The sequence below is a fragment of the Dankookia sp. GCM10030260 genome (genome assembly GCF_042666655.1).
Taxonomy (GTDB): domain Bacteria; phylum Pseudomonadota; class Alphaproteobacteria; order Acetobacterales; family Acetobacteraceae; genus Paracraurococcus.
Window position 1 is genome coordinate 15,451 of the sequence record NZ_JBHTDE010000008.1, and the last position, 26,121, is coordinate 41,571.

29 protein-coding genes are annotated in these 26,121 nt (G+C 72.1%); 13 read left to right on the forward strand and 16 right to left on the reverse strand.

Annotation, left to right across the window (positions count from 1 at the left end):
• Positions 1-14 precede the first annotated feature (14 nt).
• Positions 15-773: an ABC transporter permease gene (locus ACFQS7_RS21555; protein WP_380069199.1), complete on the forward strand. Its 759-nt coding sequence runs from the start codon at positions 15-17 to the stop codon at positions 771-773.
• Between the two features lie 126 nt (positions 774-899).
• On the opposite strand, the gene ACFQS7_RS21560 is transcribed toward ACFQS7_RS21555, so the two are convergent.
• Entirely contained in the window at positions 900-2,471 is a 1,572-nt protein-coding gene (locus ACFQS7_RS21560; RefSeq protein ID WP_380069200.1) for an ABC transporter substrate-binding protein, read from the reverse strand.
• A 121-nt stretch (positions 2,472-2,592) separates the two neighbouring features.
• Between ACFQS7_RS21560 and ACFQS7_RS21565 the strand changes: the two genes are divergently transcribed.
• A complete protein-coding gene (locus ACFQS7_RS21565; RefSeq protein ID WP_380069201.1) occupies positions 2,593-3,372 on the forward strand; it encodes a class II aldolase/adducin family protein in 780 nt (259 codons plus the stop codon).
• A 29-nt stretch (positions 3,373-3,401) separates the two neighbouring features.
• Complete coding sequence (locus ACFQS7_RS21570; protein ID WP_380069202.1) at positions 3,402-4,835, forward strand: amidohydrolase family protein; 1,434 nt, start codon at positions 3,402-3,404, stop codon at positions 4,833-4,835.
• Between the two features lie 51 nt (positions 4,836-4,886).
• Here the strand turns inward: ACFQS7_RS21570 and ACFQS7_RS21575 are convergent, their stop codons facing one another.
• Complete coding sequence (locus ACFQS7_RS21575; RefSeq protein WP_380069203.1) at positions 4,887-5,096, reverse strand: hypothetical protein; 210 nt, start codon at positions 5,094-5,096, stop codon at positions 4,887-4,889.
• 169 nt (positions 5,097-5,265) lie between these two features.
• Between ACFQS7_RS21575 and ACFQS7_RS21580 the strand changes: the two genes are divergently transcribed.
• The gene (locus tag ACFQS7_RS21580; protein WP_380069204.1) at positions 5,266-6,432 is read left to right on the forward strand and encodes an iron-containing alcohol dehydrogenase; all 1,167 of its coding nucleotides are present in this window, start codon (positions 5,266-5,268) and stop codon (positions 6,430-6,432) included.
• Here the strand turns inward: ACFQS7_RS21580 and ACFQS7_RS21585 are convergent.
• From ACFQS7_RS21585 to secD, 3 genes are all read right to left on the reverse strand, one after another.
• Entirely contained in the window at positions 6,423-7,352 is a 930-nt protein-coding gene (locus ACFQS7_RS21585) for an EAL domain-containing protein (protein ID WP_380069205.1), read from the reverse strand. The genes ACFQS7_RS21580 and ACFQS7_RS21585 overlap by 10 nt on opposite strands.
• A gap of 363 nt (positions 7,353-7,715) precedes the next feature.
• Complete coding sequence (locus ACFQS7_RS21590; RefSeq protein WP_380069206.1) at positions 7,716-8,687, reverse strand: tripartite tricarboxylate transporter substrate-binding protein; 972 nt, start codon at positions 8,685-8,687, stop codon at positions 7,716-7,718.
• Positions 8,677-11,259, reverse strand: coding sequence for a protein translocase subunit SecD (secD, locus tag ACFQS7_RS21595; RefSeq protein WP_380069207.1), 2,583 nt, complete (start codon positions 11,257-11,259; stop codon positions 8,677-8,679). Before secD ends, ACFQS7_RS21590 begins: the two co-directional genes overlap by 11 nt.
• A 186-nt stretch (positions 11,260-11,445) precedes the next feature.
• Here secD and ACFQS7_RS21600 point away from each other — a divergent pair, with 186 nt between their 5' ends.
• Positions 11,446-11,709: a GlsB/YeaQ/YmgE family stress response membrane protein gene (locus ACFQS7_RS21600; protein WP_380069208.1), complete on the forward strand. Its 264-nt coding sequence runs from the start codon at positions 11,446-11,448 to the stop codon at positions 11,707-11,709.
• Between the two features lie 647 nt (positions 11,710-12,356).
• Here ACFQS7_RS21600 and ACFQS7_RS21605 read toward each other — a convergent pair.
• Positions 12,357-12,527 (reverse strand): hypothetical protein, encoded by a 171-nt coding sequence (locus ACFQS7_RS21605; RefSeq protein ID WP_380069209.1) that lies wholly within the window; start codon positions 12,525-12,527, stop codon positions 12,357-12,359.
• 169 nt (positions 12,528-12,696) lie between these two features.
• Between ACFQS7_RS21605 and ACFQS7_RS21610 the strand changes: the two genes are divergently transcribed.
• Positions 12,697-13,629, forward strand: coding sequence for a Gfo/Idh/MocA family protein (locus ACFQS7_RS21610; RefSeq protein WP_380069210.1), 933 nt, complete (start codon positions 12,697-12,699; stop codon positions 13,627-13,629).
• Positions 13,630-13,817: 188 nt separating this feature from the next.
• Positions 13,818-14,081, forward strand: coding sequence for a hypothetical protein (locus ACFQS7_RS21615; protein WP_380069211.1), 264 nt, complete (start codon positions 13,818-13,820; stop codon positions 14,079-14,081).
• A 64-nt stretch (positions 14,082-14,145) separates the two neighbouring features.
• Here the strand turns inward: ACFQS7_RS21615 and lpxB are convergent, their stop codons facing one another.
• The 5 genes from lpxB to hisI form a co-directional block, all read right to left on the reverse strand.
• On the reverse strand, positions 14,146-15,327 hold the full coding sequence (gene lpxB / locus ACFQS7_RS21620) for a lipid-A-disaccharide synthase (protein ID WP_380069212.1): 1,182 nt from the start codon (positions 15,325-15,327) through the stop codon (positions 14,146-14,148).
• A gap of 97 nt (positions 15,328-15,424) precedes the next feature.
• Positions 15,425-16,306, reverse strand: coding sequence for a carbon-nitrogen hydrolase family protein (locus ACFQS7_RS21625; protein ID WP_380069213.1), 882 nt, complete (start codon positions 16,304-16,306; stop codon positions 15,425-15,427).
• Entirely contained in the window at positions 16,303-16,902 is a 600-nt protein-coding gene (locus ACFQS7_RS21630; RefSeq protein ID WP_380069214.1) for a GNAT family N-acetyltransferase, read from the reverse strand. The genes ACFQS7_RS21625 and ACFQS7_RS21630 overlap by 4 nt, the downstream gene beginning before the upstream one ends.
• Before the next feature lie 49 nt (positions 16,903-16,951).
• A complete protein-coding gene (locus ACFQS7_RS21635) occupies positions 16,952-18,043 on the reverse strand; it encodes a CobW family GTP-binding protein (RefSeq protein ID WP_380069215.1) in 1,092 nt (363 codons plus the stop codon).
• Positions 18,040-18,468: a phosphoribosyl-AMP cyclohydrolase gene (gene hisI, locus ACFQS7_RS21640; protein ID WP_380069216.1), complete on the reverse strand. Its 429-nt coding sequence runs from the start codon at positions 18,466-18,468 to the stop codon at positions 18,040-18,042. Before hisI ends, ACFQS7_RS21635 begins: the two co-directional genes overlap by 4 nt.
• A 39-nt stretch (positions 18,469-18,507) precedes the next feature.
• Between hisI and ACFQS7_RS21645 the strand changes: the two genes are divergently transcribed.
• Together ACFQS7_RS21645 and ACFQS7_RS21650 are read left to right on the forward strand one after the other, a co-directional pair.
• Positions 18,508-18,996: a Fur family transcriptional regulator gene (locus ACFQS7_RS21645; RefSeq protein ID WP_380069217.1), complete on the forward strand. Its 489-nt coding sequence runs from the start codon at positions 18,508-18,510 to the stop codon at positions 18,994-18,996.
• 173 nt (positions 18,997-19,169) lie between these two features.
• Complete coding sequence (locus tag ACFQS7_RS21650) at positions 19,170-19,781, forward strand: transposase (RefSeq protein ID WP_380069218.1); 612 nt, start codon at positions 19,170-19,172, stop codon at positions 19,779-19,781.
• 92 nt (positions 19,782-19,873) lie between these two features.
• Here ACFQS7_RS21650 and ACFQS7_RS21655 read toward each other — a convergent pair whose 3' ends face one another.
• Positions 19,874-20,134: a hypothetical protein gene (locus ACFQS7_RS21655; RefSeq protein ID WP_380069219.1), complete on the reverse strand. Its 261-nt coding sequence runs from the start codon at positions 20,132-20,134 to the stop codon at positions 19,874-19,876.
• 220 nt (positions 20,135-20,354) lie between these two features.
• On the opposite strand from ACFQS7_RS21655, the gene ACFQS7_RS21660 reads away from it, so the two are divergent.
• Genes ACFQS7_RS21660 through ACFQS7_RS21670 form a run of 3 tightly spaced genes read left to right on the forward strand, consistent with a single transcriptional unit; the run spans position 20,355 to position 21,558 of the window.
• A complete protein-coding gene (locus tag ACFQS7_RS21660; protein ID WP_380069220.1) occupies positions 20,355-20,771 on the forward strand; it encodes a Rap1a/Tai family immunity protein in 417 nt (138 codons plus the stop codon).
• 14 nt (positions 20,772-20,785) lie between these two features.
• On the forward strand, positions 20,786-21,061 hold the full coding sequence (locus ACFQS7_RS21665; RefSeq protein ID WP_380069221.1) for a YMGG-like glycine zipper-containing protein: 276 nt from the start codon (positions 20,786-20,788) through the stop codon (positions 21,059-21,061).
• Positions 21,058-21,558, forward strand: coding sequence for a GNAT family N-acetyltransferase (locus ACFQS7_RS21670; protein WP_380069222.1), 501 nt, complete (start codon positions 21,058-21,060; stop codon positions 21,556-21,558). The genes ACFQS7_RS21665 and ACFQS7_RS21670 overlap by 4 nt, the downstream gene beginning before the upstream one ends.
• Here the strand turns inward: ACFQS7_RS21670 and metC are convergent.
• The 4 genes from metC to ACFQS7_RS21690 are packed head-to-tail and all read right to left on the reverse strand — an operon-like array spanning position 21,548 to position 25,039.
• A complete protein-coding gene (metC, locus tag ACFQS7_RS21675; RefSeq protein WP_380069223.1) occupies positions 21,548-22,774 on the reverse strand; it encodes a cystathionine beta-lyase in 1,227 nt (408 codons plus the stop codon). The genes ACFQS7_RS21670 and metC overlap by 11 nt on opposite strands.
• Positions 22,774-23,619 (reverse strand): sulfurtransferase, encoded by an 846-nt coding sequence (locus ACFQS7_RS21680; RefSeq protein ID WP_380069224.1) that lies wholly within the window; start codon positions 23,617-23,619, stop codon positions 22,774-22,776. The genes metC and ACFQS7_RS21680 overlap by 1 nt, the downstream gene beginning before the upstream one ends.
• Before the next feature lie 41 nt (positions 23,620-23,660).
• Complete coding sequence (locus tag ACFQS7_RS21685) at positions 23,661-24,401, reverse strand: alanyl-tRNA editing protein (RefSeq protein WP_380069225.1); 741 nt, start codon at positions 24,399-24,401, stop codon at positions 23,661-23,663.
• Positions 24,401-25,039: an NUDIX domain-containing protein gene (locus ACFQS7_RS21690; RefSeq protein WP_380069226.1), complete on the reverse strand. Its 639-nt coding sequence runs from the start codon at positions 25,037-25,039 to the stop codon at positions 24,401-24,403. Before ACFQS7_RS21690 ends, ACFQS7_RS21685 begins: the two co-directional genes overlap by 1 nt.
• Positions 25,040-25,087: 48 nt before the next feature.
• Here ACFQS7_RS21690 and ACFQS7_RS21695 point away from each other — a divergent pair, with 48 nt between their 5' ends.
• A complete protein-coding gene (locus tag ACFQS7_RS21695) occupies positions 25,088-26,005 on the forward strand; it encodes a DMT family transporter (RefSeq protein WP_380069227.1) in 918 nt (305 codons plus the stop codon).
• Positions 26,006-26,121 lie beyond the last annotated feature (116 nt).

A 26,121-nucleotide genomic window follows, 5' to 3' on the forward strand; every position in this document is an offset into this window, starting at 1 on the left:
ATCCCGCCGGTCCCTTGGCCCGGACGATCGCCTGGGCGACCGTACTGTATCTCCTGCTGCCGATCACCATCGTCCTCCCGGTCTCGGTCACCGATCAGCGCTATCTCTCGCTGCCGCAGGACGGCATCAGCTTCCGCCACTTTGCCAATCTGCTGGGGTCCGAATCCTGGCTCTCCTCGATCCACCAGAGCTTCTGGATCGCGCTGGCCTCCACGGCCATCGCCGTCACCGCCGGCACGCTCTGCGCCATCGGCTGCTGGCGGATCGGCCGGCGCAGCACGGAACTCGTCCGCGCGCTGATGCTGCTGCCGCTGATCATCCCGGCCATCGTCTATGCCATCGGGTTGTACCGCTGGTTCGGCACGCTGGACCTGCTGGACCGCTTCCTCGGCGTGACGCTCGCGCATGGCGTCACTGGCATCCCCTATGTGGTGATCACCGTCTCCACCGCGCTGGCCGCCTTCGACCCGCGGCTGGAACAGGCGGCACGCGGCATGGGGGCGTCCCTGTCGCAGACGCTGCGCTGGGTGATCCTGCCGCGCATCGCGCCGGGCATCGCCTCGGGCGCCATCTTCGCCTTCATCCATAGCTGGGACGAGCTGGTGCTGGTGCTGTTCATCGCGTCCCGCAACGTCTTCACCCTGCCGCGCAAGATCTGGGATGGAATCAACGAGAACCTCGACCCGAGCATGGCGGCGGTGGCGGTGCTGCTGATCGTCTTCACCGTGGTGCTGCTGGCGCTGGACGGGGCGCTGCGGGCGCGGCGGCGGTAGGCAAGGCCAGGGAGGACGTATCCTCCCTGGACCCTCCTCTATTTTTGTGAGTTCGCGCCCGCCGCGTGCCGGATTCACAGAAATGGATGAGGGGTCTGGGGAGAATACCTTCTCCCCAGCCTTATTCTACTTCTTCTCCACCCCCCAGAAGACCGGGATCGTCGTCGGCCGCAGCCCCTCGATGTTCACCCGATGCGCCGCGAGCGTGCGGAACTGCCCGGCATTGATGTAGGGCAGCACCTGATACGCGCGCGCATGCACCGCTTCCAGGATCGCCTTGCGCTTCGCCGTGTCCGGCTCCTCCCACCACGACCGCCGCAGCGTCTCCAGCTCGGCATCGCAGGGCCAGCCGGCCAGGCCGCCCTCGCAGGGGCTGGCGAGGTAGAGGTTGGTCAGCGGGTTCTGCGCGTCCAGCACGTTGGCCACCGTGACGAAGAGGTTCCAGCCGCCCTGGTCCTGCGGTTCCTTCCGGTTCCGGCGCTGCGTCACCGTCGCCCAGTCCATCGCGGGGACGTCCATCGTCAGCCCGCCGCGCTGCATCGCCGCCGCCATGGTCAGCGTGACGGCATTGTTGATCGCGCTGTCGGTGGCGTTCAGGAAGACCACCTTGCGGCCGTCGTATCCGGCTTCCTGCAGCAGCGCGCGCGATCGCGCCGGATCGGCCTCGCGCAGCCCCTCGGCGCCGGCATGGCTCTCCAGCGGGGTGCCGCAGAGGAAATAGGCCGGGCAGTACGGCACCTGCTCGGAGGGCCGCACGCCGGCGGCCTGCAGGTTCTCCTGCTGGTTCACCATGTGCAGCAGCGCCCGGCGTGCCTTCGGGTTGTCGAAGGGCGCCACCGCGTGGTTCGGCCGCAGCCAGACCATGAAGCCGGCCGGGTTCAGCGCGAACATCCGCACATTGCGGTTCCGCTCCAGCAGCGGGATCACGTCGGGGGAGGGCTGCTCGATGAAGTCGATCTCGCCCGCCTGCAGCGCCGCCGCGGCGGTCGAGGCATCCGGCATGGCGATCCATTCCAGCCGGTCGATCTTCACGACCTTGCCGCCCGCCAGCCCATCCGCCGGCTCCGGGCGCGGCCGGTAGGCGGCGTTCCTGCGGTAGACGGCGCGGTCGCCCGACCGCCATTCGGCGCGCTGGAAGACGAAGGGGCCGGATCCCGTGGCGTCGGTGATGGCCGTCGTCGCCGGCGTCGCCGCCAGGCGTTCCGGCATCACGAACAGCGCGCTCGCGGTCGGCCGTGCCAGCGCCTCGGTCACCAGGGCGAAGGGGCGGGACAGGGTCAGGGAGAAGCTGCGGTCGTCCACCACCTCCAGGCTTGCGGTGGCGGCGGCCAGCGCGCGGCCCACCACGTCGCGCCGCGCCCAGCGCCGGATGGAGGCGACGGCATCCGTCGCCCGCACCGGCGTGCCATCATGGAAGGCCAGGCCTTCGCGCAGGGTGAAGCGCCAGGCCATGCCATCCGCCGAACGCTCGAAGCGCTCCACCATCTGCGGCTGCGCCTCGCCCTTGCTGTCGAGCGCGAAGAGCTGGTCGTAGACCATGAAGCCGTGATTGCGGACGAAGGCGGCAGTGGACTGCACCGGGTCGAGGCTGCCGAGATCGTTGATCAGCACCACCTTCAGCGTGGTCTCGGCGGCAGCGGTGGCCGCGAGCGACGCGCCAAGCGCGGCCGTGGCAAGCAGGCGGGAAAGGCGGGACAAGGCGGTCTCCTGCGGCGCGGGAATGCCTGGCATCGTCGCCCGGCCGGGCTTCCTTCGCAACGCGGATTGACGCGGTGCCCCGGCCCGGCGGAGCATCCGCCGACCGAAAGGGATCCCTGCCATGAACGTCGCCGCCTTGCCCGCCGCGCTCCGCAACTGCTCCGCCGAGGAGTGGCAGGTCCGTTGCGACCTCGCCGCGCTGTATCGGCTCTGCGGCCACCACAAATGGACCGACTGGATCTTCACCCATATCAGCGCCCGGGTGCCGGGGCCGGAGCACCATTTCCTGCTCAACCGCTATGGCGTCATGCACCACGAGATGCGTGCCAGCGACCTGGTCAAGATCGACATCGACGGCAACCCGGTGGACGAGCAGAGCTGGGACGGCAGCAGCGAGCTGGTCAACAAGGCGGGCTTCGTCATCCATTCGGCGGTGCATGCGGCACGCGACGACGCGCAGTTCGTCATCCACACCCATACCCGCGACGGCATCGCGGTTTCCGCCCAGAAGCAGGGGCTGCTGCCGATCAGCCAGCACGCGATGAAGTACTACGGGCACCTCGCCTATCACGGCTACGAGGGCATCGCGCTGGACGAGGACGAGCGGGTCCGCCTGGTCGCCGATCTCGGCAGCCACGATGCGATGATCCTGCGCAACCACGGCATCCTGGTCTGTGGCCGCACCGCCGCGCATGCCTATGACGAACTGTATTACCTGGAGCGCGCCTGCTCGGCCCAGGTCGCCGCCCTGGCCGGCGGCGCCGAGCTGGTCTTCCCGCCGAAGGAGGTCTGCGAGCGCGCCGCGGCGCAATTCCGCCGCCCCGGCGGCGACCATATCCGCGGCATCGCCTGGCGCGCGGCGCTGCGGCTGATCGAAGGCGGCACCGACTACCGCAGCTGACCCGACACCTCAGAAGGACCCTGCCCGGGATGCCGACCACCCTGATCAAGAACGCCGACGTCGCCATCCTCTGGGATGCCGAGGCGAAGCAGCATGCCTATGTCGCCAATGCCGACATCGCCTTCGAGGACGGCCGCCTGGTCTTCGCCGGCCGCGACTATGCCGGGCCGGTGGAGGAGACCATCTCCGGCACCGGCCTGATGGTCATGCCCGGCCTGGTCAACATCCATTCCCACCCGTCGTCGGAGCCGATGAACAAGGGCTTCACCGACGAGGTCGGCACGCCCGGGCTCTACAACTCCTCGCTCTACGAATACCTGCCGATCTTCCGCGCCGACGCGGAAGCCGTGCCGTCCTGCGTCCGCGTCGCGCTGTCGGAGCTGCTGCTTTCGGGTGTGACCACCCTGGCCGACCTGTCCATGGCGCATCCCGGCTGGCTCGACCTGCTGGGCGAGAGCGGCATGCGGGTCTGCATCGCACCGATGTTCCGCTCCGCCCGCTGGTACACGAAGAACGGCCATGTGGTGGAATACGCCTGGGACGAGAAGGCCGGGGAGAAGGCCTTCGCCGAGGCCATGACCCTGATCGAGCGCGCCGAGCAGCACGAATCCGGCCGCCTCTTCGGCATGGTCGTCCCGGCGCAGATCGACACCTGCACGCCCGAGCTGCTGCAGGACAGCCGCGACGAGGCCCGCCGCCGCGGCGTCTCCTGGCAGATCCACGCGGCCCAGGCGGTGGTCGAGTTCCACGAGATCACCCGCCGGCACGGCTTCACCCCGATCGGCTGGCTGCACGAGCAGGGCCTGCTGTCGGAGCGCAGCATCATCGGCCATGGCATCTTCCTCGACGACCATCCCTCGACGCCCTGGCACACCCAGCGCGACCTCGACATCCTGGCCGAGACCGGCACCACCGTCGCGCATTGCCCGACCGTCTTCGCCCGGCGCGGGATCACCCTCAAGCATCTCGGCCGCTACAAGCGGCGCGGGGTGAACATGGGGCTCGGGACCGACACCTACCCGCACAACATGCTGGATGAGATGCGGCTGGCCGCCTACCTGGCGCGCACCCAGGCGACCGACCCGCGCAGCCTGACCACGACCGAGCTGTTCGAGGCGGCGACGACGGGTGGCGCCAAGGCGCTCGGCCGCGACGACATCGGCCGGCTCGCCGCCGGCTGCCGCGCCGACATCGTGCTGGTCGACATCACCCACCCCATGATGCGGCCCGCGCGCGACCCGCTGCGGTCGCTGATCTACGCCGCCGGCGACCGCGCGGTCCGCGCCGTCTATGTCGACGGCCGCAAGGTGGTCGAGAACGGCGAGGTGCTGACCATGGACTACCGTGCCGCCGCCGCGCACCTGAACGAGGCGCAGAAGCGGATGGAGGCACGCGTCCCGGAACTCGACTGGGCACATCGATCGCCCGAGCAGATCGCGCCCTCGACCTTCCGCTGGACCTGACGCCCGAGCGGCGGACTTCACCGCCGCACCATCTCCATCCGGCCGGCGGCGTCAGCCGCCGCGCCGCTTCTGCCGCAGCCGCTCCCGCTCGGCGCGGTCTTCCTCGATCATCCGCAGCAGGTCCTCCGGGATCGGCTCGGCGGTGACCTGGTCGAAAGCCTCACGCAGGCTGGCGCCCAACCACAGATCGAAGGCGTCACGCTCCGGCATGGCGGCGTCCGACACGGCGAGGCGACGCCGGCGGGCCGGCAGGTCGGTCATGAATGGTGCTCCCTGGCGTGGCATGCAGGATACAACACCTGGACCGGTGGATGGCTGCCTCAAAACGCACATTCCCTGCGCCTGCGGCCCCGACGCCACGGCTGGGCTTCGCTTTTCGCCTTCCCGTCGCGGCCCTATGCTGGCCTGACTGAACCCGGGGAGGGCGTCCATGACCGCAACCATCGTCTCGCCGCGCCTGATGCGCATTGGCGGCGGCAGCGTCGGCCAGATCGCCGAGGTGCTCGGCCTGTTCGGCCTGTCCCGGCCCCTGGTCGTCACCGACCCCTGGATGCTGTCCTCCGGCACGGTGAACCGGTGCCTCGACCCGCTGCGCGCTGCCGGGATCGATGCGGCCGTCTTCGCCGAGACGGTGCCCGACCCGACCGACACGGTGATCGAGGCCGGCGTCGCCGCCTTCCGCGCCGGCGACTACGACTGCCTGGTCGGCTTCGGCGGCGGCAGCCCGATGGACACGGCCAAGGCCATCGCCATCCTCGCCGCTGCCGCGCCCGGCCAGAAGATGCGGGACTTCAAGGTGCCGGCCCAGGCCGACAAGGGGGCGGTGCCGGTCCTCTGCATCCCGACCACCGCCGGCACCGGGTCCGAGGCGACGCGCTTCACCGTCATCACCGACACCGAGACCGACGAGAAGATGCTGGTCGCCGGGCTCGGCGCGCTGCCGCTGGCCGCCATCGTCGATTACGAGCTCACCTACAGCGTGCCGCAGCGCACCACCGCCGATACCGGCATCGACAGCCTGACCCATGCGCTGGAGGCCTTTGTCTCGAAGCGCGCCAACCCGCATGCCGACAGCCTGGCGCTGTCCGCCATGCGGCTGATCGGCCGGCATCTGCGCATCGCCTACCACCAGCCGAAGAACGCCGCGGCGCGGGAGGCGATGATGCTGGGCGCCATGCAGGCGGGGCTGGCCTTCTCCAATTCCTCGGTCGCGCTGGTACATGGCATGTCGCGGCCGATCGGCGCGCATTTCCATGTCCCGCACGGCCTGTCCAACGCCATGCTGCTGCCGGCGGTGACCGAATTCGGCCTGAACGACGCGCTGCCGCGCTATGCCGAAGCGGCCCGCGCCATCGGCGTGGCGACGATCGAGGATGCCGACCAGGTGGCCGGGTCGAAGCTGCTGGAGGAATTGCGGGCGCTGAACCAGGAACTCGGCGTGCCGACGCCGCGTGGCCACGGGATCAGTCTGGAAACCTGGGAAGGGCTGCTGCCGCTGATGGCGAGGCAGGCGCTGGGTTCTGGCAGCCCTGGCAACAACCCGCGGGTGCCGGATGAGACGCAGATCATCGCGCTCTACCGCACGGTCTATGGCTGAGCGGACAAGGCCGGGGAGGAACGTATCGTCCCTGGCCTCGCCTTCGGGTCGGCGGGGTGCCCCTCGCCGCTTGCCGGCCATTCGATCCGCCCGCCGCGCCAGCCGGCCCACCAGCCAGGCAGGGCGCCCGCCGGCAGCGGCCGGCCCACCGCATAGCCCTGGGCATAATGCACCCCGAGGTCGCGGATCGCCCCCCAGATCCGCCGGTCCGACACGCCCTCGGCGATCACCGCCTGGCCCCGCGCTTCGGCCGCCTTCGCCAGGCGGCGGACCTCCTGCCGGATATGCGCCTCGAAGGGCACCCGCTCCACCAGCGAGCGGTCGAGCTTCAGGCCGGAGAAGGGCAGCCGGTGCAGCCGGGTCCGGCCGTCGCCGAGTGCCACGTCATCCAGCAGCACCCGGTAGCCGGCCTGCTGCAGCCGCAACAGGGTACGGTGCAACTGGGTCACATCCAGCACCGGCGTCGTCTCGGTCAATTCCAGCGCCACCTGGCGCGGCCCCAACCCGCGGTGGCCGAGAACCTGGCGCAGCCAGGATTGCAGATCCGGCTTGAGCAATTGCTCCAGCGGCAGGTTGATCGAGACGCCGAGCCGCAGCCGCGGCCAGAGCCGCCCGATATCAGTCGCCGCGGTGCCGGCGACGCTGACCGACAGCGGACGGCCGAGCCCGGCGCTCTCGGCCAGCGGCACGAATGTCTCCGGGGAGACCGGGGCGTTCGGCCGGTGCCAGCGGGCCAGCGCCTCCACCATCACCGGGCGGCGGTCGGATAGCCGCACCACCGGCTGGTAGTGCACGCCGATCTCGCCGCGGGCCAGGCCTTCGCGCAGCGCGGCGGCGGGGCCATCGCCCTGCGGTGGTCCGCCGGCCGAGCGCAGCGCCGCGGCCGCAGGGGGGGCGTGTCCCGCGACCGGGCCGGGCACGGCAGGAGAAGAGGCGGGTGCGGTCAGGAGATTGCGCCTCGCGGACTTCGCCGCCGTTGCCGGCCTGCCGGCGCCCGCCAGCCGTCCCAGGGCCTCGCGGCCGACCGACCGGAGCAATGACCCGCTTCGCACCGGGGCGGTCCGCGCCGCGGCGATCTGGATCGCGTCGTGGGGAAGGGCGGGGCCCTGTGCCTCACGCGCGGCAACCGGAGATACGCCCGGGGAGTGCACGGCCTGCATTCCAGTAACGTTGCCCTGAGATATACCCTGTTTTGCCAGCCGCTCCAGGCCAGAAATAGCAAAATCGATGTTTTTTTGAGAGGGGTCCCCGAACGGTGCCGACCAGTCCGCCGGGATGCGGCGTCAATCATGCCGGGAGGTCCAGGGATCCCGGACCCAGCGCTCGCCCAGCTCCGCTAGTGTCCGCCGCAGCATCGGCTCCCAGGCCCTTTGCCCGATGAAGCGCGGCACGCTGCCCCGGGCCTGGGACTGGTCGACGAATTCCGGATCCACCACCACCGCCTCCAGCGCCGCCAGCAGGGGGGCGAGTGCCGCCTGGCCGGTACCCGCCGGCACGGCGAAGCCGCGATAGGCGGCAGATTGCAGGGGGATCCCCTGTTCGGCGAAGGTCGGCACCTCCGGCAGCAGGTCGCTGCGGCGCGTCCGCGCCAGCGCCAGGCCGGACAGCCGCCCGTCTCGCAACGCGGCGATCGCCTCGGGCAGCGGCAGCAGGGCGCAGGCAGCGTTGCCCGCCAGCACCGCCTGGCGTGCGGCCGGGGCGCTGGCGAAGGCCAGGAGGTCGAGCGGCAGGCCCTGGCCGAGCGCGACCGCCGCAAGCTGTGCCGCGCTGCCATGCGGCGGCGTCCCCAGCACCGCCTGCGGGCCGAGGCCGCGCAGCGCGTCCAGGTCGTCGGTCGTCCCGGCCAGGCCAACCAGGACCAGCGGTTCCTCCGTCACGGCGGCCATGAAGTCGAGCCGGGTGAGCAGGGGCTCGGCGCGAAGCTCGATCGACCGCGCCAGCAGCTGCGGCACGGCGACGGCGGCGAGCAGCCGGCCATCCGGCGGGGCGCCGGCGACGGCCCGGGCAGCGGCCAGGCCGCGCTCGCCGGGACGGTTGAGCACCGCGATGGCCGTGCGCGGCAGGTGCCGTTCGAGGAAAGGGGCGAAGCCGCGCGCCCAGGCATCGGCGGTGCTGCCGGGGGCGGCGCCGACCAGCAGGGTCACCGGCGCGGAAGCCGCCCGGGCCGGCCGCGACAGGGCCGGCGCCGCCAAAGCAAGCCCCGCCAGGGCGCCGAGGCGGCGCCGGCCCGGCCGGAAGGCCGGCTCAGATGCCAACCGGGGCGCCCGCCTTGGCCGGGGCGGGCGGCGTCGGCTCGCCCCGGCGCAGCCGGTTCTCCCCGCTGTAGAGCACGATCGGCGCGGCGATGAAGACCGAGGAGGAGGCGCTGACCACGATGCCGAACAGCATCACCCAGGCGAAGCCCGACAGCGTGTCGCCGCCGAACAGCGCCAGCGGAAGGGCGGACAGCAGCAGGGTCATCGAGGTGCCGAGCGAGCGGTTCAGCGTCTCGTTGATCGACTGGTCGACCAGCTGGCGCAGCGGCATCTGCTTGTACTTGCGCAGGTTCTCCCGCATCCGGTCGAAGACGACCACCTTGTCGTTGGCCGAGAAGCCGATGACGGTGAGGATGGCGGCCACCGTGGTCAGGTTGAACTCGACGCCGAACAGAACCATGAACCCCACGGTCTTGGTGGTGTCGAGGATCAAGGTGATGATCGCCGCGATGGCGAACTGCCATTCGAAACGGAACCAGATGTAGAGCAGCATCGCCACCATGCTGAGCCCGAGCGCCAGCAATCCGCCGATGAAGAGCTCGTCGGAGACGCGGTTGCCGACCGCCTCGACCCGCAGCACCCGGGTGCCGGGCGCCACCTGCTCGACCGCGGCGCGCACCGCGTTGACCGCCTTCTGGGTGCCGGCCTCGTCGCCCTGCACCGGCAGGCGGACCAGGACCGTGTCCGGCGCGCCGAACTCCTGCAGCCCGACATCGCCGAGGCCGAGCCCGGCGACCTTGCCGCGCAGCGCCGAGAGGTTGGCGGCCTCGGGCGTCCGCACCTCCATGGTGATGCCGCCCTTGAAGTCGATGCCCTTCTCGAGACCCGGATAGAAGGCGCCGATCAGCGAGGCGGTGGACAGCACCGCCGAGACCAGCAGGCCGACCCGCGCGCCCTTCATGAAGGGGATATGCGTCACGTCCGGCACCAGCCGGAACAGCGGCCGGGCGAGCCGGCCGGCCAGGCCTTGCCCGTCCTCCAGCACCGGCAGCTCCTTCGGCCGCTTGGCCTTGTACCACCAGGAGACCATGAGCCGGACCAGGGTCGTCGCCGTCCACATCTGCACCACGGTGCCGATGGCGACCGTGACCGCGAAGCCCTTCACCGTGCCGCTGCCGAAGCCATAGAGGCAGGCCATGGCGATCAGGTTGGTCAGGTTGCTGTCCATGATGGTGCCGGAGGCCTTGGTGAAGCCCGCCTCCAGCGCCGACAGCGCCGGCCGGCCGTTCTTGTATTCCTCGCGGATGCGCTCGTTGATCAGGATATTGGCGTCGAGCGCGGTGCCCAGCGTCAGCACGATGCCGGCGATGCCCGGCAGGGTCAGCGTCGCCTCCAGCAGGGACAGCGCCGCCAGCATCAGCATGATGTTGACCAGCAGGGCGATGTTGGCGAACCAGCCGAACAGGCCGTAGGCCAGGCCCATGTAGAGGAAGACGAAGAGGGCGCCGGCCGCCAGCGCCAGCACGCCGGCGCGGATCGCATCCGCCCCCAGCTCCGGCCCGACCGAACGTTCCTCGACCACCGTCAGCGGCGCCGGCAGGGCACCGGCGCGCAGCAGGACCGACAGCTCGTTGGCCGATTTGGCGTTGAAGCTGCCGCTGATCTGGCCGCGGCCGCCGGTGATCGGCTCGCGGATGTTGGGGGCGGTGATCACCTTGTCGTCCAGCACGATGGCGAAGGGCCGGCCGACATTGGCGCGGGTGACATCGGCGAAGCGGCGGGTGCCGATCGAATCGAAGGTGAAGTTCACCACCCATTCGTTGTTGCGGTTGTCCTGGCCGGCGCGGGCATCGGTCAGGTTGGCGCCGTCGACCTCGACCCGGCGGCGCACCGCGAAACGCTCCGGCGGCTGGCCGGCCCGGCCCTCGCCGGTCAGGAACATCACGCCGGGGGGCGGGGTGGCGGCGGCAGGGTTCGCGGTCTCGTCCAGCAGGTGGAAGGTCATGCGGGCGGTCTTGCCCAGCAGCTGCTTGATCCGGTCCGGGTCCTCGACGCCGGGCAACTGCACCAGGATGCGGTTCTGCCCCTGCCGGGCGATCAGCGCCTCGGCCACGCCGGTCTCGTCGATCCGGCGGCGGACGATCTCGATCGACTGCTCGACCGCGCTGGCGGCCTTGCCGCGCAGGCCGGCCTCGGTGAGGGTGGCGCTGACCGTGCCGTCGGCGGCGCTCGCCACCTCGATGTCCGGGGTGCTGGTGCCGATGCCGGTGGGGATCTGGTTGGCCAGCTCGCGCAGCTGCGCCACCGCGGCCGGGGCCTGGGCCAGGTCGCGCACCCGCAGCGAGATGCGCCGCTGCGCCGGCTCGGCCGCCAGGTTGACGTAGCCGATATTCTGCTGCCGCAGCCGGGTGCGGGCGCTGTCGGCCAGGCCTTCCAGCCGTTCCCGCACCACCGCGTTCATGTCGACTTCCAGCAGCAAATAGGAGCCGCCGCGCAGGTCGAGGCCGAGGGAGAATTGCCGCGCCCAGCCGGGGAGCGAGGATTTCGGGAAGAAGTTCGGAACGCAGACCAGCGCCCCCAGCAGGCAGACCGCCAGGATGGCGAGGGTCTTCCAGCGCGTGAAGAACATCATGGCTTAGTATGGCTCATGGAACGGGGCACCCTTCGGGGGCGGTTCCCCCTGCGAAATTCGGCCCGGAATGTGACGACCGGGGGCCGGGGATGCAAGCCTCGGCGACCCGGGCGGGCCGGCCGTGACGTTGCGGCATGCAACCAGCAGCGGCGCGGGGATTTATGCCCGCGCAAGCGGAGCATCCCCATGGGCATCATCGGTACCATCGTCATCGGCTTCCTGGCCGGGCTCGTCGCCAAGTTCCTCCATCCCGGCCGCGACCCTTCCGGCTTCATCATCACCACCCTGCTCGGCATCGTCGGTGCCTTCGTGGCGACCTATCTCGGCCAGGCGGTGGGTTGGTACCGCGCCGGGGAAGGCGCCGGCTTCATCGGCGCCGTGGTCGGCGCGGTCGTCGTCCTGGCGATCTGGAGCATGGTCACCCGGCGGTCGAGTACCGGCAACGTCTGAGGCCAACCGGGTCGCGCGCGGGTTCGTTCCCGCCGCGACCATGATTTGCCAGCGATCCTGCCCCGCCGGACATATCCCGTGCGGCGGGGCAGGGAGCGGGTAATCAATCGTCTGCACGGTTGGACAGGACGCGGGATGTGTGCGTGTCCGGGCCACCGGCAAGGCCCACGGGCCGGACTAAGTCGCCCCGCTGCAGGCGGTGCTCGCAGCCGGGTCGGCGCCTGTCGGCTATCGCTGCCTTTACGACCCGCGCGTCCATGGCGGCGGGATGAGCCATGACGACGTGGCCGGCCATGCCGCCTGGAGGCGCGCCTGCTCCCCCGCCCCGCCACCCGGCTGCCTCAACCTGGTGGCGAGCCCGAATGCAGGCTGTCGCTTCTGGGCCAGGCTGCTGGCGTCGCAGTTCCCGCATCGCGGGTCGAATCGATGCAGACCATGACGGAGGCCAGGCGGTTGCTGGCCGAGGCACGTGGGAAGCGGGTCTTGGCCGGATAAGGGTGGGGAGGGAAAGGCATCTACCTCCCCAATACCTTTTCCTTCCTTCTTCCCGGACCGGCACGGGCCGCGCGGCCGCTGCCGACCGACAGAAGCGGAGGAGGGCCGGGCACATGCGTCTCATGGGAGGGTATTCCCTCCCTGGCCTTGCCTCAGCCGGTGGCCCAGAGCCCGCCACCCATCAACCAGGCATAGAAATCGCCCGGCGCGGCCGGCGCGGGTTCAGGCAACGGCTGCGGCGTCAGCCAGGCGCGCTCGGCATTGCGGATCGCCAGCAGGCGAGCGCGGATGGCGGCGAAGTCCTCGGCGATCGGCGTGTGCAAGGTCGGGATCCTGGCTCGGTGTGGGCTGGAAGCTTTGCTCTCATAATCGCGAACTCTTCCCGATCCATGACCGAGGCCCGGGCCGACATCCCTGCGGGCCGGAGGATTTGAGCCGGCGGTGGCGATCCGCTAGACCGCGCGACCTCAGCGCGATGATTGGACCGGCGGCATGGCTCTCAGGATCGGCGTTCTCGGCACCGGGCATTTCGGCCGCTTCCATGCGCTGAAGCTGGCGGCGCAGGGGGTGCTGTCCGGGGTGCACGACAGCGACCCGGCCCGCGCCGCGGCGGTGGCCGCTGAATGCCGCAGCCGCGCCCATGGCGCCAGCGGGCTGATCCAGGCCAGCGACGCGGTGATCATCACCGTCCCCACCGCCTTCCACCATGCCTACGCGATGCAGGCGATCGCCGCCGGGCGGCACCTGTTCGTCGAGAAGCCGATCGCCGCCACCACCGCCCAGGCGGAGGCGATCATCCGCGGTGCCGGCGACCGCGGCCTGGTGCTGCAGGTCGGCCACATCGAGCGCTACTCGGCCGCCATCAGGACGTTGCGGGCCAGCGGGGCCGAGGCGGGGGCGATGGCCTTCGAGGCGACCAGGGTCGCCCCCTTCCGGCCGCGCAGCCTGGATGTCTCGGTGGTGCTGGACCTGATGATCCACGACCTCGACCTCGTGCTGACGCTGGCCGGCGCGCCGCTGGCCGAGGTGCGCGCAGTGGGACGCCGCGTGATGTCCGACCACCCCGATTTCGCCGTGGCGCAGCTGCGCTTCGGCAACGGCGTGGCGGCGACGGTGACCGCGAGCCGGATCAGCGTGGCGCTGGAGCGGCGGCTGCGGGTGCTCGGCCCGCGCGGCGAGACGCGGGTGGATTTCCTCGCCCGCAGCATCGAAAGCGTGCGGCCGGGTGGCGCCGAGCCGGTGCAGACCATGCCCGGCTGGGGCATCGACCGCGCCACCTGGGAGGACCACGACAGCCTGGAGGCCGAGCAGGCGGCCTTCATCGCCAGCATCGAGGGCGGCGCCACCGTGGAGGCCAGCGGCGCGGTCGGGCTGGCGGCGCTGGACGCGGCGCTGCGGGTGGAGAAGGCGATCGCGGCCGGCTGACCGGCCGGCGGGGACCGGGGCCGGCACCTCCCGGCCGCCGCGGCATCCGGTCGCGGCCGCCACCGGGCCCCGTCACCCGGGCCGATATCCGCCGGCATCACGGATTCTGGATACCGATGGATGCACGTCGCCATGCGTGGGCCGCCTATGGTCGGAGGACGGCCGCCGCTGCCGCGAAGGAGATGCCCATGCGTCGGATGCTGCTTCTCACGCTGGCCGGTCCGGCCCTCTGCCTTGCCGGGTGTGCGGCGTCGCCACCGCCGGACATGCCGCGCGCCACCCCGCAGGCCGAAGGCGTCCGCGCCCCGGATACCGGACGTTCGGGCACCGACCAGGGCGTCGCCACGCCGGGCGGCTTCGGTGCCGGTGACCGGGGCCGGCCGACGGTACAGGGTGGCCTGGCACCGCCGCACCTCGCGCCGCCCACCGTCACCCGGGCCCCGCGGCCGTGACCTGATGGGTGCCTGAGCCGGCCGAGGGCGCCGCCCGCACCCGCGGGGTGCCATGGGGCCGCGCTCAGGTCAGGGCCGGCGCCGCGAGGCCGGGCGCGGGCCGGAGTTCCGCCAGCACCGCCGTCGCCGCCGCCTCGCTCGGCAATCCCTCCGGCGCCCGCAACAGGGCGCGCACCGCGGCGAAGCCCTCGCGCTGCGCCGCGCCGGCCGCCGGATCGGTCAGCAGCCGCGCCAGCACCGCCGACAGCGCCGCCGGGGTGCAGTCCTGCTGCAGTCGCTCAGGCGCCAATTCGCGCTCCGCCAGCAGGTTCACCAGCGAGACGTAGCGCACCTTGATCAGCCGGCGGACGATCTCGGCGGTGATCGGGTTGGCCCTGTAGCCGACGACATGCGGGATGCCGGCGACGGCCATCTCCAGGCTGGAGGTGCCGGACTTGATCAGCCCGGCGCCGCCCGATCGCGCCACCGCGGCATAGGCGTCGTGCTTGTCGGCCAGGTCGGTGACCAGGATCGGCCGCACCGGCCAATCCGCCGTGCCCGCGCGCACCGCGGCCTCGACCTGCCCGGCGATCGGCAGCACCGGGCGCAGGCCGGGCACCGCCCCCGCGGCCAGCCGCAGCGCCTCCCCGAAGGGGCCGAGCAGCCGGCGGATCTCGCCGCGCCGGCTGCCGGGCATGACGATCACCGGGCGGTCGGCCGGGCCCAAGCCGTGCGCCGCGCGGAAGCGCGCCGCGTCGCCCGCATCGGCGCCGCTTTCCAGCACCGGATGGCCGACGAAGGTGACCGGGATGCCGGCCGCCTCGAAGAACGGCGCCTCGAAGGGCAGCAGCGCCAGGATGCGGTCGACCCGGCGGGCGATCTCGCGTACCCGGCCGGGCCGCCAGGCCCAGACCTGCGGGGCGACGTAGTGCACCACGCGGATGCCCTTGGGGCGGACCCGTTCGGCCAGCCGCAGGGTGAAGCTCGGCGCATCGATGGTGACCAGCAGGTCGGGGCGGCGGGCCAGGATGTCGGCCTCCGCCTGGTCCAGCCGCCGGGCGAGGCGGCGCAGGTTCGGCAGCACCTCCAGCAGCCCCATCAGGGAGAGTTCCCGCATCGGGAACAGGCTGTCGACGCCTTGCTTCGCCATGCGCTCGCCGCCCACCCCGGCGAATTCCAGCCCCGGCGCGCGGCGCCGCAGCGCGGCGATCAGCCGGGCGCCGAGCACGTCGCCCGAGGCCTCGCCGGCGAGGAGATAGAGCTTCACGCCCACCCCTCGGGTTCCAGGCGTCCCCGGCCCATCGCCCAGGGCACGAGGCCCGGCGCGCGTGGGGAACGGCGTCCCCCTTGCGGGCCACGCCGCCTCACGTGAAAACCGCCGGACCGGGCCGCGGCAGCGGCGCCCGCGGCCAGTCGCGGTGGTTGAGCACCGCGCCGTCGCGCCGCACCGCCTCGATCCGCGCCGGGTCGAGCGTGCAGAAGGTCCAGCCCGGCGCATCCATCGCCCCGGCGGCCAGCACGCCGTCCTCCGGGAAGCCGCGGTCCACCGGGCCGAAGACCACGGCCTGGCCGCGATTGGTGTCCAGCGCGGCCGACCAGGGGGCGGTGCCGACGGTCGGCGCCACCGCGACGAAGCACTGGTTCTCCAGCGCCCTCGCCTGGCAGGCGAAGCGCACCCGGTTGAAGCCGTGCAGCGTGTCGGTGCAGGTCGGCACCAGCACCAGCCAGGCGCCGGCCTCGACCTGGGCGCGGACATGCTTGGGGAATTCCGAATCGTAGCAGACCGAGATGCCGAGCAGCCCCCAGGGCGTGCCGAAGACCTGCGGCCCGGCCCCGGCCGAGACGCCCCAGCGCTCCGCCTCGAAGCGGGTCATCATCCCCTTGTCCTGGAAGGCGAGCCGGCCATCCGGGGCGATCAGCGGCGCCCGGTTCACCACCTGCTCGCCCAGCCGCATCGGCAGGCTGCCCGGCTGCAGCCAGAGCCCGTGCCGCCGGGCCGCCGCGCGCATCGCCGAAAGCACCGCCGGCGCCGCCTCCACCATGGCGCGCAGCTCGGCCGCCTCGTCCGGGGCGTGGCCGCCGGACAAAGCGGGGCCCAGTTCGACGCAGGCATATTCGGGCAGCAGCACGAGGTCGGCCCGGCCCGCGGCCTGGCCGAGCCAATGGTCGAGCCTGGCGGCGAAGCCATCCAGGCTCGCGGTCGGCTCCACCGGCCAGGCGAGGGCGCCGAGGCGAAGCGCGGTCACGCCAGATCCTTCAGCCAGAAGGACAGCACATGCGGCGTCTCCCGGTCGTCGCCGATCTCCTTCCAGGAAAACACGCAGGAGAGGTCGGGCCGGGGGGCGAAGCCGCGATTGCGCCAGAACCCGTCGAGCGGGACATGGCCGGCCGGCCGGCGCGGGTCGTTCGGGTTTCGCACCACGGCGCAGAAGGCGGCGGCGGCGAGGCCGAGCCGGCGGGCCTGCGCCTCCCGCGCCGCGAAGAACCCGACCCCCGCGCCGCGGCCGCGGTATTCCGGCAGCAGCACGCTCTCGCCGAAATAGCAGAACCGCGCGGGATCGAGCCCGCGGGCACGGAAGGCCGCGGCGACCGGCCCGCCGGCGCCGGCCATCGGCTGGCAGGTCGCCATGCCGACCGGCGTCGCGCCGTCGAAGGCCACCACCGCCGCCGCCCCCGGGTCCGCGGCATAGGCGGCGAGGTAGCGCGCCTCATGCGCCGCGTCGCCGTCGTACAGGTAGGGCCATTCGGCGAAGACCGTCAGCCGCAGCCGGGACAGGCCGGGCAGCGCGGCCCGCAGCGCATCGCCCGAGAGCGTGTCCAGCCGGAGGGGAGGGGTCGTCATCGCGCTGCACATAGGCGGGCGCGGCGCCGGGTGCAAAGGGCGCCGCGCCCTATCCGCCGGCGCCGATCGCCGCCTGCTGCCGGGCGCTCTCGGCGAAGGCGCGCAGGCCCTTCTCCACCGTCGCCCGGTCGAGGTCGCGCAGGATGAAGACCAGGCGGGAGCGCCGGTCGTCGCCCTCCGGCCAGGCTGCCAGCTTCACCGGCGGGTGGAACAGGTGCTGCACGCCATGGATGGCGACGGGCCGGTCCTCGCCCTCCAGGTTCAGGATGCCCTTGATCCGCAGCACCGACTCGCCGCGGGTCATGGTCAGGACCTCGAGCCAGGTGGCCAGGCCGTCCCAGGGCAGCGGGTCGTCGAAGGTCAGGCAGAAGCTGTGGATGCGGGCATCGTGCCGGCTGGCGTCATGGTGATGGTGATGGTGATGGTGGTCATGGCCCTGCGCCCAGGCTTCCGCGTCCAGCCAGCGGCGCACATCGGGATGCTTGCGGGTCGCGTCATACAGCCCGCAATCCAGCAGGGCCTCGGGCTCGATGTCGCCATGCAGCGCATTCAGCAGCGGCGCGCCGGGGTTCAGCGCGCGCAGCCGGGACCACAAGGCGGAGACCTGCTCCGGCGTCGCCAGGTCGGTCTTGGTCAGCACCAGCCGGTCGGCGACGGCGGCCTGCTTCACCGCCTCGACCTGGCTGTCCAGGGTGGCCATGCCGGTCGCCGCATCGACCAGCGTGACGACGCCGTCCAGCCGGTAGCGGTAGAGCACCAGCGGGTCGCTCATCAGCGTTTGCAGGATCGGCGCCGGGTCGGCCAGCCCGGTGGTCTCCACCACCACGCGCCGGATCGCGTGGCCCTGCTCGATCCGCACCGCGAGGTCACGCAGCGCGCGCACGAGGTCGCCGCGCACGGTGCAGCAGAGGCATCCCGCGTTCAGCAGCACGGTGTCGCCGTCGAGCCGTTCCACCAGCAGGTGGTCGAGGCCGATCTCGCCGAACTCGTTGATCAGCACCGCGGTGTCGGCCAGCGCCGGGTGCCGCAGCAGCCGGTTCAGCAGCGTGGTCTTGCCGGAGCCGAGGAAGCCGGTGAGGACGGTGACCGGGACCGGCTCGGGGCGTGTCGCGCCGACGGCGCGCGGGGCGGTGTGGCTCATCGGCCGTACAACTCCTCGGGCGAAACCTCGGGCTCCGCGATCTCGACCAGCGCGCCGTCGCGCAGCGCCAGAAAGAAGCAGTTGCGCCGGCCGGTGTGGCAGGCGACGCCGGTCTGGTCGACCAGCGCCAGCAGCGTGTCGCCGTCGCAGTCCAGCCGGAGGTCCACCAGCCGCTGCTGCTGGCCGGAGGTCTCGCCCTTCCGCCACAGCCCGCCGCGGCTGCGGGAGAAGTAGCAGACCCGGCCGGTCGCCAGCGTCTCCTCCGCCGCCTCGCGGTTCATCCAGGCCAGCATCAGCACCTCTCCGGTGTCGTGCTGCTGGGCGATGCAGGGCACCAGGCCGCGCGCGTCGAAGCGGATGGCATCCAGCAGCCGGGCGCGGAGGGCGGGGTCGGACATCACGGGGTTCGTGGTGGCAGCGCTCATGCGCCCTTATATGGGGGGAAGGCCCGGAAGGAGAAATGCATGCCCCCCGCCGCCGCGACGCCGGCCTCCAGCCTCGACCGCGCTGCGGCGCTTTGCGCCCGGCGCGGCGCCCAGCTCACCGCCCTGCGGCGGGAGGTGCTGCGGCTGGTGCTGGACGCGGAAGCACCGGTTGGCGCCTATGCGCTGCTCGACCGGCTGAAGGCCAGCCGGGCCGGGGCGGCGCCGCCGACCGTATACCGGGCGCTGGACTTCCTGGTGGAACAGGGGCTGATCCACAAGGTGGAGCGGCTCAACGCCTTCATCGGCTGCGCCGACGCGCTGGACCACCCGGAGGATTGTGATTGCGGCGCCTCGCATGACCACCCGCACCAGTTCCTGATCTGCGACCGCTGCGGCGCCACCGCCGAGATCAGCGACCCGGGCGTGGCCCTGGCCCTGACCCGGGCGGCGCGGGCGGCGGGGTTCGCGCCGCGCAAGGCGACGGTGGAGGTGGAAGGGGTCTGCGCGCGGTGTGCGTCGGCCGGGTAGGGAAGGCGAGGGGGCGCTGCCCCCCTGGACCCCCGCCAATGGGCGGTTGAACGCATGCGCTCAACCGGGAGGACAGCATGATCCGGCCGACGGAGGCCCGAGGGATTTTCTTGCTGTAGGGATTATTATCCTATATCCTGCTCCGTCGTTTCGCTGGCCACGGAGCCTTGCCGATGTCCCTCACGCCTCCCGTCCCCGGCCGCCGCTATACCTCCCGCCGCGCCTGGGCGCCGATGACCGATGCCGAATGGGCCGGGATCCTGCCCCATCTCCGCACCGTCGTCATGGGCGAGGGCCGGCCGCTGCGCGACGCCCGCCACCGGATCGACGGCATGTTCCGGGTCGCCGTCTCCGGCCTGCCCTGGCGCACCCTGCCGGAGGAATACGGCAAGCCCGACACCGTCAGCCGCCACTTCCGGCGGCTCGCGCATATGGGCCTCTGGCTCCGCCTGGTCGGCGCCTGCGCCGACCGGGAGGCCTCGCCCGCCCTGCGGCGGATCGAGTACTTCATCTGCCGCGCCGCCCGCCGCGCCATGCGCATCCTCGGCCAGGAGGGCGCGATGGCGGTGAACGGCATCGGCATGCTCACCGCCCTGCCGGTCTGGCCGATCTACCTGCGCCGCCCGGCCGCCCTGGCCCAGGTCACCGCCATGGTGAGCGCCTGGCTGGCGCCCTTCCGCCGCCGCCCGCCGGAGGATTTCCCCGAGAAGGAGATGCGCAGCTGGCTGCGCGTGATCCGCTTCCTCGAGGGCAAGCCCTGGCACCGCCGCTGGGCGCCGCCATGACCCAAGGTGTCCAGAGGCCTTTCGGCCTTTGGCAGGGGGTCCAGGGGGACGGCGTCCCCCCGGCCTTTGTCCGAAAACGCGACTCCATGGCTTCAGGAAACGTAAAATTCCCCCGCTGCCCAGGAATGCCCGTCACCATTCGCCGCGGCATGCATCGGCGGCATCTGGCCGCCCTCGACGAGCCCCGGCCGTTGGACGCGTCCGCAGCGATGATGCGCCTGGGTGTCCAACAGGAAGACCCGCTCGCCCGCCTCATGCGGCAGCAGCGCGGTCACGTCGATCACGCCGGAGCGTTCCGCATCCCGGGTGAAGGGCGGCGTCGCCGGCCGGGACGCGTCGCCGCGCCGGGTCATGCGCCGCCGGCTCGGTCAGCCCATCCGATGCGCGGTCCCAGGGCCAGATCTTCCCGGACCGGGCGTTGCTGCCGACATCGTCCTGCCGCACCACGTCGCCGTCATGCTTCGATAGTCCTGGTCGTTCCGGTATCGCGTCATCGGCGATCGGTTGCGGCCCGCCCGGCATCCGGTGTCTCATGCCGGCACGGCGCCGCGCGGCGCCGAGGGAGGACACGGCATGAGGTTTCGCAGGCTCCTCGCCACGGCGCTCGGCGCCGGGCTGCTGGCCGCGCCGGCTTCGGCGCAGGTGACGGACCAAGCCTTCCGCGGCGGCAGTACCGGCGACCTGGCCGCGCTCTGCGGCGCCACGGCCGCCGATCCGATGCACACCGCGGCGCTGAACTGGTGCCACGGCTTCATCGTCGGCGCCGGGCAGTACCACCATTCGATGACGGATGCCGGGGCCGGACCGAAGGCGCTGTTCTGCCTGCCGAACCCGGAGCCGACCCTGGAGCAGGCCCGGCTCGCCTTCGTCGCCTGGGCGAAGTCGCATCCGCATCATGCCGCGGAGCGTGCGGTGGACGGGCTGTCGCGCTTCGCGGCGGAGACCTGGCCCTGCCCGCCGGCGCGGATCGGCCGTCCGGCAAAGCGGTGAAGGAGGCAGCTCCCATGATGCGCAAGACCATTCTCCTGCCGGTCGTGCTGCTGCTCGGCCTGGCCGGCTGCGGCGACCTGAATTCCACCCAGCAGCGCACCCTGACCGGTGGCGCGGCGGGCGCCGCGGGCGGCGCCATCATCGGCGCGATCGCCGGCAATGCCGGGCTCGGCGCGCTGATCGGCGGCGCGGCGGGGGCCGGCGGCGGCTACCTCTTCGACCAGAGCAAGCAGTCGCAGCAGCGCGCCTACGAGCAGGGCTACCAGCAGGGGCGATCCTCGAAGCGATGAGCGCCTGGCGCCTGGCATCGGGATGGGTGCCGGGCGCGATCGGCGACATCGCCGCGCTGCATGCCCGGCACTATGCCGCCAGCCATGGCTTCGGCGCGGTCTTCGAGGCCAGGGTGGCGCGCGAATTGGGCGAATTCCTCGCCCGGATCGACTCCGGCCGCGACCTGTTCCGCGCCGTGCTCGCGGCGGACGGTGCGGTGCTGGGCTCGATCGCGCTGGATGGCGGGGCGCCGGGGCTGCCAGCCGGCACCGCGCATCTGCGCTGGTTCATCCTGGATGCGGCGCTGCGTGGCGGCGGCCTCGGCCGAAGACTGCTGGCGGAGACACTCGACCATGCCCGCGGCGCCGGCTTCATCCGGGTCTATCTCTGGACCCTGGCGGGCCTGCCGGCGGCGGACCGGCTGTACGCCGCGGCCGGCTTCGTGCTGGAGGAGGAGATCACCGGCCGGCAATGGGGCAGGCCGGTGACGGAACGCCGGCTCGGGCTCAGCCTGTGAGGCGGGCGAGGCCCTGTTCGAGGTCGGCGATCAGGTCGGCGGGGTCCTCCAGCCCGACATGGATGCGCGCCATGGGGCCGCCGAAATCGCCGGTGCCGGCGCTGCGGGTGATGTTGCCGGTGGTGGCGATCGCCAGGCTCTCGAAGCCGCCCCAGCTGGCGCCGATGCCGAACAGCGCCAGGCCGTCGATGAAGCGATATACGTCCTCCATCGCGTATCGCGGCTGGAAGACCAGGCCGAACAGGCTGCAGGCGCCGGTGAAGTCGCGCTTCCACAGGGCGTGCTGCGGATGCTCCTCCAGCGCCGGGTGCATCACCCGCAATACCTCGGGCCGGCCGCTGAGCCAGCGCGCCACCTCGATCCCGCTGGCCTCCTGCCGCTTGAGCCGGACATTCATGGTCCGCACCCCACGCAGCGCCAGCCAGCAATCATCCGGCGAGGCATACTGGCCGAGCTGCGAGCCGGCGCCGCGCAGCACCTTCCAGTCCTCCTCGGAATTCACCGTGACGCTGCCGAGCAGCACGTCGGAATGCCCGCCGACATACTTGGTCAGCGCCTGGATCGAGACGTCGACGCCATGCGTGAAGGGCATGAAGTGATGGATGCCCCAGGTATTGTCCATCATGACCTTCGCCCCGCGGGCATGCGCGGCGCGGGCGATGGCGGGGATGTCCTGCACCTCGAAGGTGTGGCTGCCGGGGCTCTCGGTGTAGACGACGCGGGTGTTGGGGCGGATCAGCGCGGCCATGCCGGCCTCGTCCACGGTCGGGTCGTAGTAGGTGGTCTCGACGCCCCAGCCCTTCAGCAGGCCCTCGCACAGGTTGCGCGCCGGGCCGTAGACGCTGTCGGGCATCAGGCAATGGTCGCCGGATTTCAGCCAGGCCAGCAGCGGCACGGCGACGGCGGCGAGGCCGGTGCCGAGGATCATCGCGCGGCTGCCGCCCTCGATCTCGGCGATCACGTCCTCCAGCGCGTAGTGGGTCGGGCCACCCTGCGTGCCGTAGGTCATGAACTGCTCGAACCGGTGCTTCGCGCCGTCGCGCCGCGCCGCGGAATTCGGGAAGAGCACGGTGGAGCCGCGGTGCACGCCGGGATTGACGAAGCCATGCACATGCGTGCCGGCGCGGCCGGCATGGCTCATCCGGGTGGAGAAGCCGTAGCTGCGGGTCTTCGGGGCAGCGTCGCGCGACGGCGCGCGGGAGTGATCTTCCGGCATCAGCTGTTCACCTTCGGGGTCTCGGGCCGCGAGGCCCATTCGGTCCAGGACCCATCATACACGGCCGGCTCCGGGAAGCCCGCCTGCAGCAGGCCGAGCGCCAGGATGCAGGCGGTGACCCCGGTGCCGCAGGAGGTGACGACGGGGCGTTCCGCATCCACCCCGGCCGCGGCGAAGATGGCATGCAGCGCCGCCTTGTCCTTCATGGTCTGGTCGGCGTTCAGCAACACGTTGAACGGCACGCTGGCCGCGCCCGGCATGTGGCCGGAGGGCAGGCCGGGGCGGGGTTCCGGCGCGGTGCCGTCGAAGCGGCCGCGGGCCCTTGCGTCGAGGATCAGCGCGCCGCCGCCGCCCTGCCGGACGATCCGCTTCACGTCGCCGATGCCGCGGACCCGCTCCGCCTCGAAGTCGGCGACGAAGCGGGCGGGCGCCGGCGTCGCGGGCGGCCCGGCTTCCGTCGCGCGGCCCTCCTTGACCCATTTCGGGAAGCCGCCGTCGAGCACGGCCGCATGATGGTGCCCGAACAGCCGCATCAGCCACCAGCCGCGCGCCGCGGAGGCCAGGCCCTTCTGGTCGTAGAAGACCACGCGCGTCGCGTTCGATACGCCCATCGCGCCCATCAGCGTCTCGAACCGCGCCGCGGTCGGGATCATGTGCGGCAGGGCACTGTCGGGGTCGGCCACCACGTCGATGTCGAAATAGCCGGCGCCCGGGACATGCGCCGCGGCGAAGTTGGCCTTGCCGTCCTGGTTCTCGTTGGGGAGGAACTTCGTCGCGTCGAAGACCATCAGGTCGGGCTTGCCCAACTCACCCGCGAGCCATTCCGTGCTGACCAGATCCTGCATGCCGCTCACTCCCCCGCCAGCCGTGTTGTTGACCATGCGATTCACGCTCCCGGCCCTGGCGGACCGTCCGCGATCACAAGGTACACGCGCCGGTTCTGCTTGCCCTTGTTCTCGAGCTTGGTCACCTCGACCCGGCCGATCTCCGCCGTGCGGCGCACATGCGTGCCGCCGCAGGGCTGCAGGTCGACCGGCGCCTCCGCCGCGCCGATGCGCACCAGGCGAATCCACCCGGCGCCGCGCGGCGGCTGCACCGAGAGGGTGCGGACCAGCGAAGGATTCGCCTCCAGCTCGGCCTCGCTGATCCAGCGCTCGCCCACCGCATGGTCCGCGGCGATGAGGGCGTTCAGCCCTTCGGTCAGCGACTCCTTGGTCGGCGGCGCGGCGAGGTCGAAATCCAGCCGCGACCGCTCGGCGCCGATCTGCCCGCCGGTGACGCCCGCGCCGGGGATCAGGCTGCAGAGCAGGTGCAGCGCGGTGTGCATCCGCATGTGCCGGTGGCGCGGCGTCCAGTCCAGCGCGGCGGTCACCGTCGCGCCGACCGGCGGCAGGGCGGCGCCCTCGGCGGCCAGGTGCAGGACCGTGTCCGCCTCGCCCTTCACCGCGCGGGCGACAGCCATCTCGCCGCCTTCCCAGCGCAGCCAGCCGGTATCGCCCGGCTGGCCGCCGGCCTGGGCGTAGAAGGGCGTGCGGTCCAGCAGCACGCCGTCGGGGCCGGCGGCCAGCACGGTCGCCGTCGCCTCGCGCGTGTAGGCATCGTCCCGGTAGAGCAGTTCCGTCGGCATCACGCCCATTCCTGTCGCAGCCGCGCCCGGTGATGCCGCAGCCACCAGAGGCACACCATCGCGGTCGTGTTCATGATCCGGTTCGCGTCGAGCATGGCGAAGGCCTCCTCGGCCGGCACGATCAACACCCTGGTGTTCTCGTGCTCGTCCAGCAGCCCGTGCTCGCCGCCCGTTCCGGCCTCGGGCAGGCGGACCCGGGCGGCGTAGTAGTGCATCGTCTCGTCGCAGCCGCCCTGCATCAGCATGGTCCGGCAGATCAGCTCGAAGCGGTCGGGGCTGAGCCCGGTCTCCTCCAGCGTCTCGCGCACCGCCACCGCCTCCGGCGCCTCGCCGATCTCGCGCAGCCCGGCCGGGCATTCGACCATGATCGGGTCGAGCCCGGCGGCGAGCGCCGGCAGGCGGAATTGCTCGATCAGCGCGACGGAGTCGGCGACCGGGTCGTAGGGCAGCACGGCGACGCCGGCATGCCGGCGCCACAGCTCCCAGACCAGCTCGCCGGATCGGCTGCCGTCGAAGCGGGTATAGGTGAAGCGGACGCGCTGCAGCGGGAAGCGGCCGTCCCAGACGACCTCGTCCTCCAGCACCGTCACGCCGGGATGCGCCGGGATCGGCGGCGCCTTCGCTGGTCTGGCTTTCATGCGGCGGGGACCCTAACCTCCGCCCCCAACGCCGTCCATGGACCGAGAATGCCCGAAGCCCCCGCCGCCACCCTCACCGGGGCGGCGAAGACCGCCGCGTCCCGTCGCCGGGCGGTGCTGATGATCCTCGGCGCGGCCTGCCTGTTCTCCCTCGCCGGGGCCTGCGTGAAGGCGTTGGGCGGGCAGGTGCCGCTGGCCCAGGTGGTGCTCTGCCGCAACGCCTTCGCCGTCCTGGTGCTGCTGCCGCTGCTCTGGCGGGCCGGCGGCCCGGCGGCGCTGCGCACCCGGCATCCCGGGCTGCACGCGATGCGGCTGGTGGCCGGGCTGGGCGGCATGGTCGGCACCTTCTACGGGCTGACGGTGCTGCCGCTGGCCACCGTCACGGCGCTCGGCTTCACCATGCCGCTGTTCCTGACCCTGCTGTCGATTCCCTTGCTGGGCGAACGGGTCGGCCCGCGCCGCGGCGCCGCGGTGCTGGCCGGCTTCGGCGGGGTGCTGCTGATGACCCTGCCGGGGGGCGCCGCGGGCGCACATCTCGGCGGCCTCGGCGCGGTGCTGGCCGGCGCCCTGGCCTGGGCCCTGGCGATGATCACCATCCGCCGCATGGGCGATGCGGGGGAGGGCAACGTCGCCATCGTGGTCTGGTTCGCGCTGGGGGCGGCGATCCTGTCGGGCCTCGCCAGCCTGCCCGGCTGGACCTGGCCGAGCCCCGGCCAATGGGCGCTGCTTGTCGCCATCGGGGTGATCTCGGCCGCGGCGCAGGTGATGATGACCGAGGGCTACCGGCGCGGCGAGGCGACGCTGCTGGCACCCTTCGAGTATTCCGCGATCCTCTGGACCACGACTCTGGGCGTGCTGGTCTGGGCGGAGCTGCCGGATGGATGGGACGTGGCCGGGATCGCCGTGCTGGTCGCCAGCGGGCTGTATATCTGGCACCGGGAGGTCACGCTCGGGCTGCGGCGCTAGATCAGAAAAGGCCGGGGAGGAGGTAGTCTCCCCGGACCCCTCATCTGTCTTTCCGAGTCTGGCACCCGCCGCGCGGGGGGGGGGCGCCAACCCACGGAAAGGAGGGGTGGGGCTTG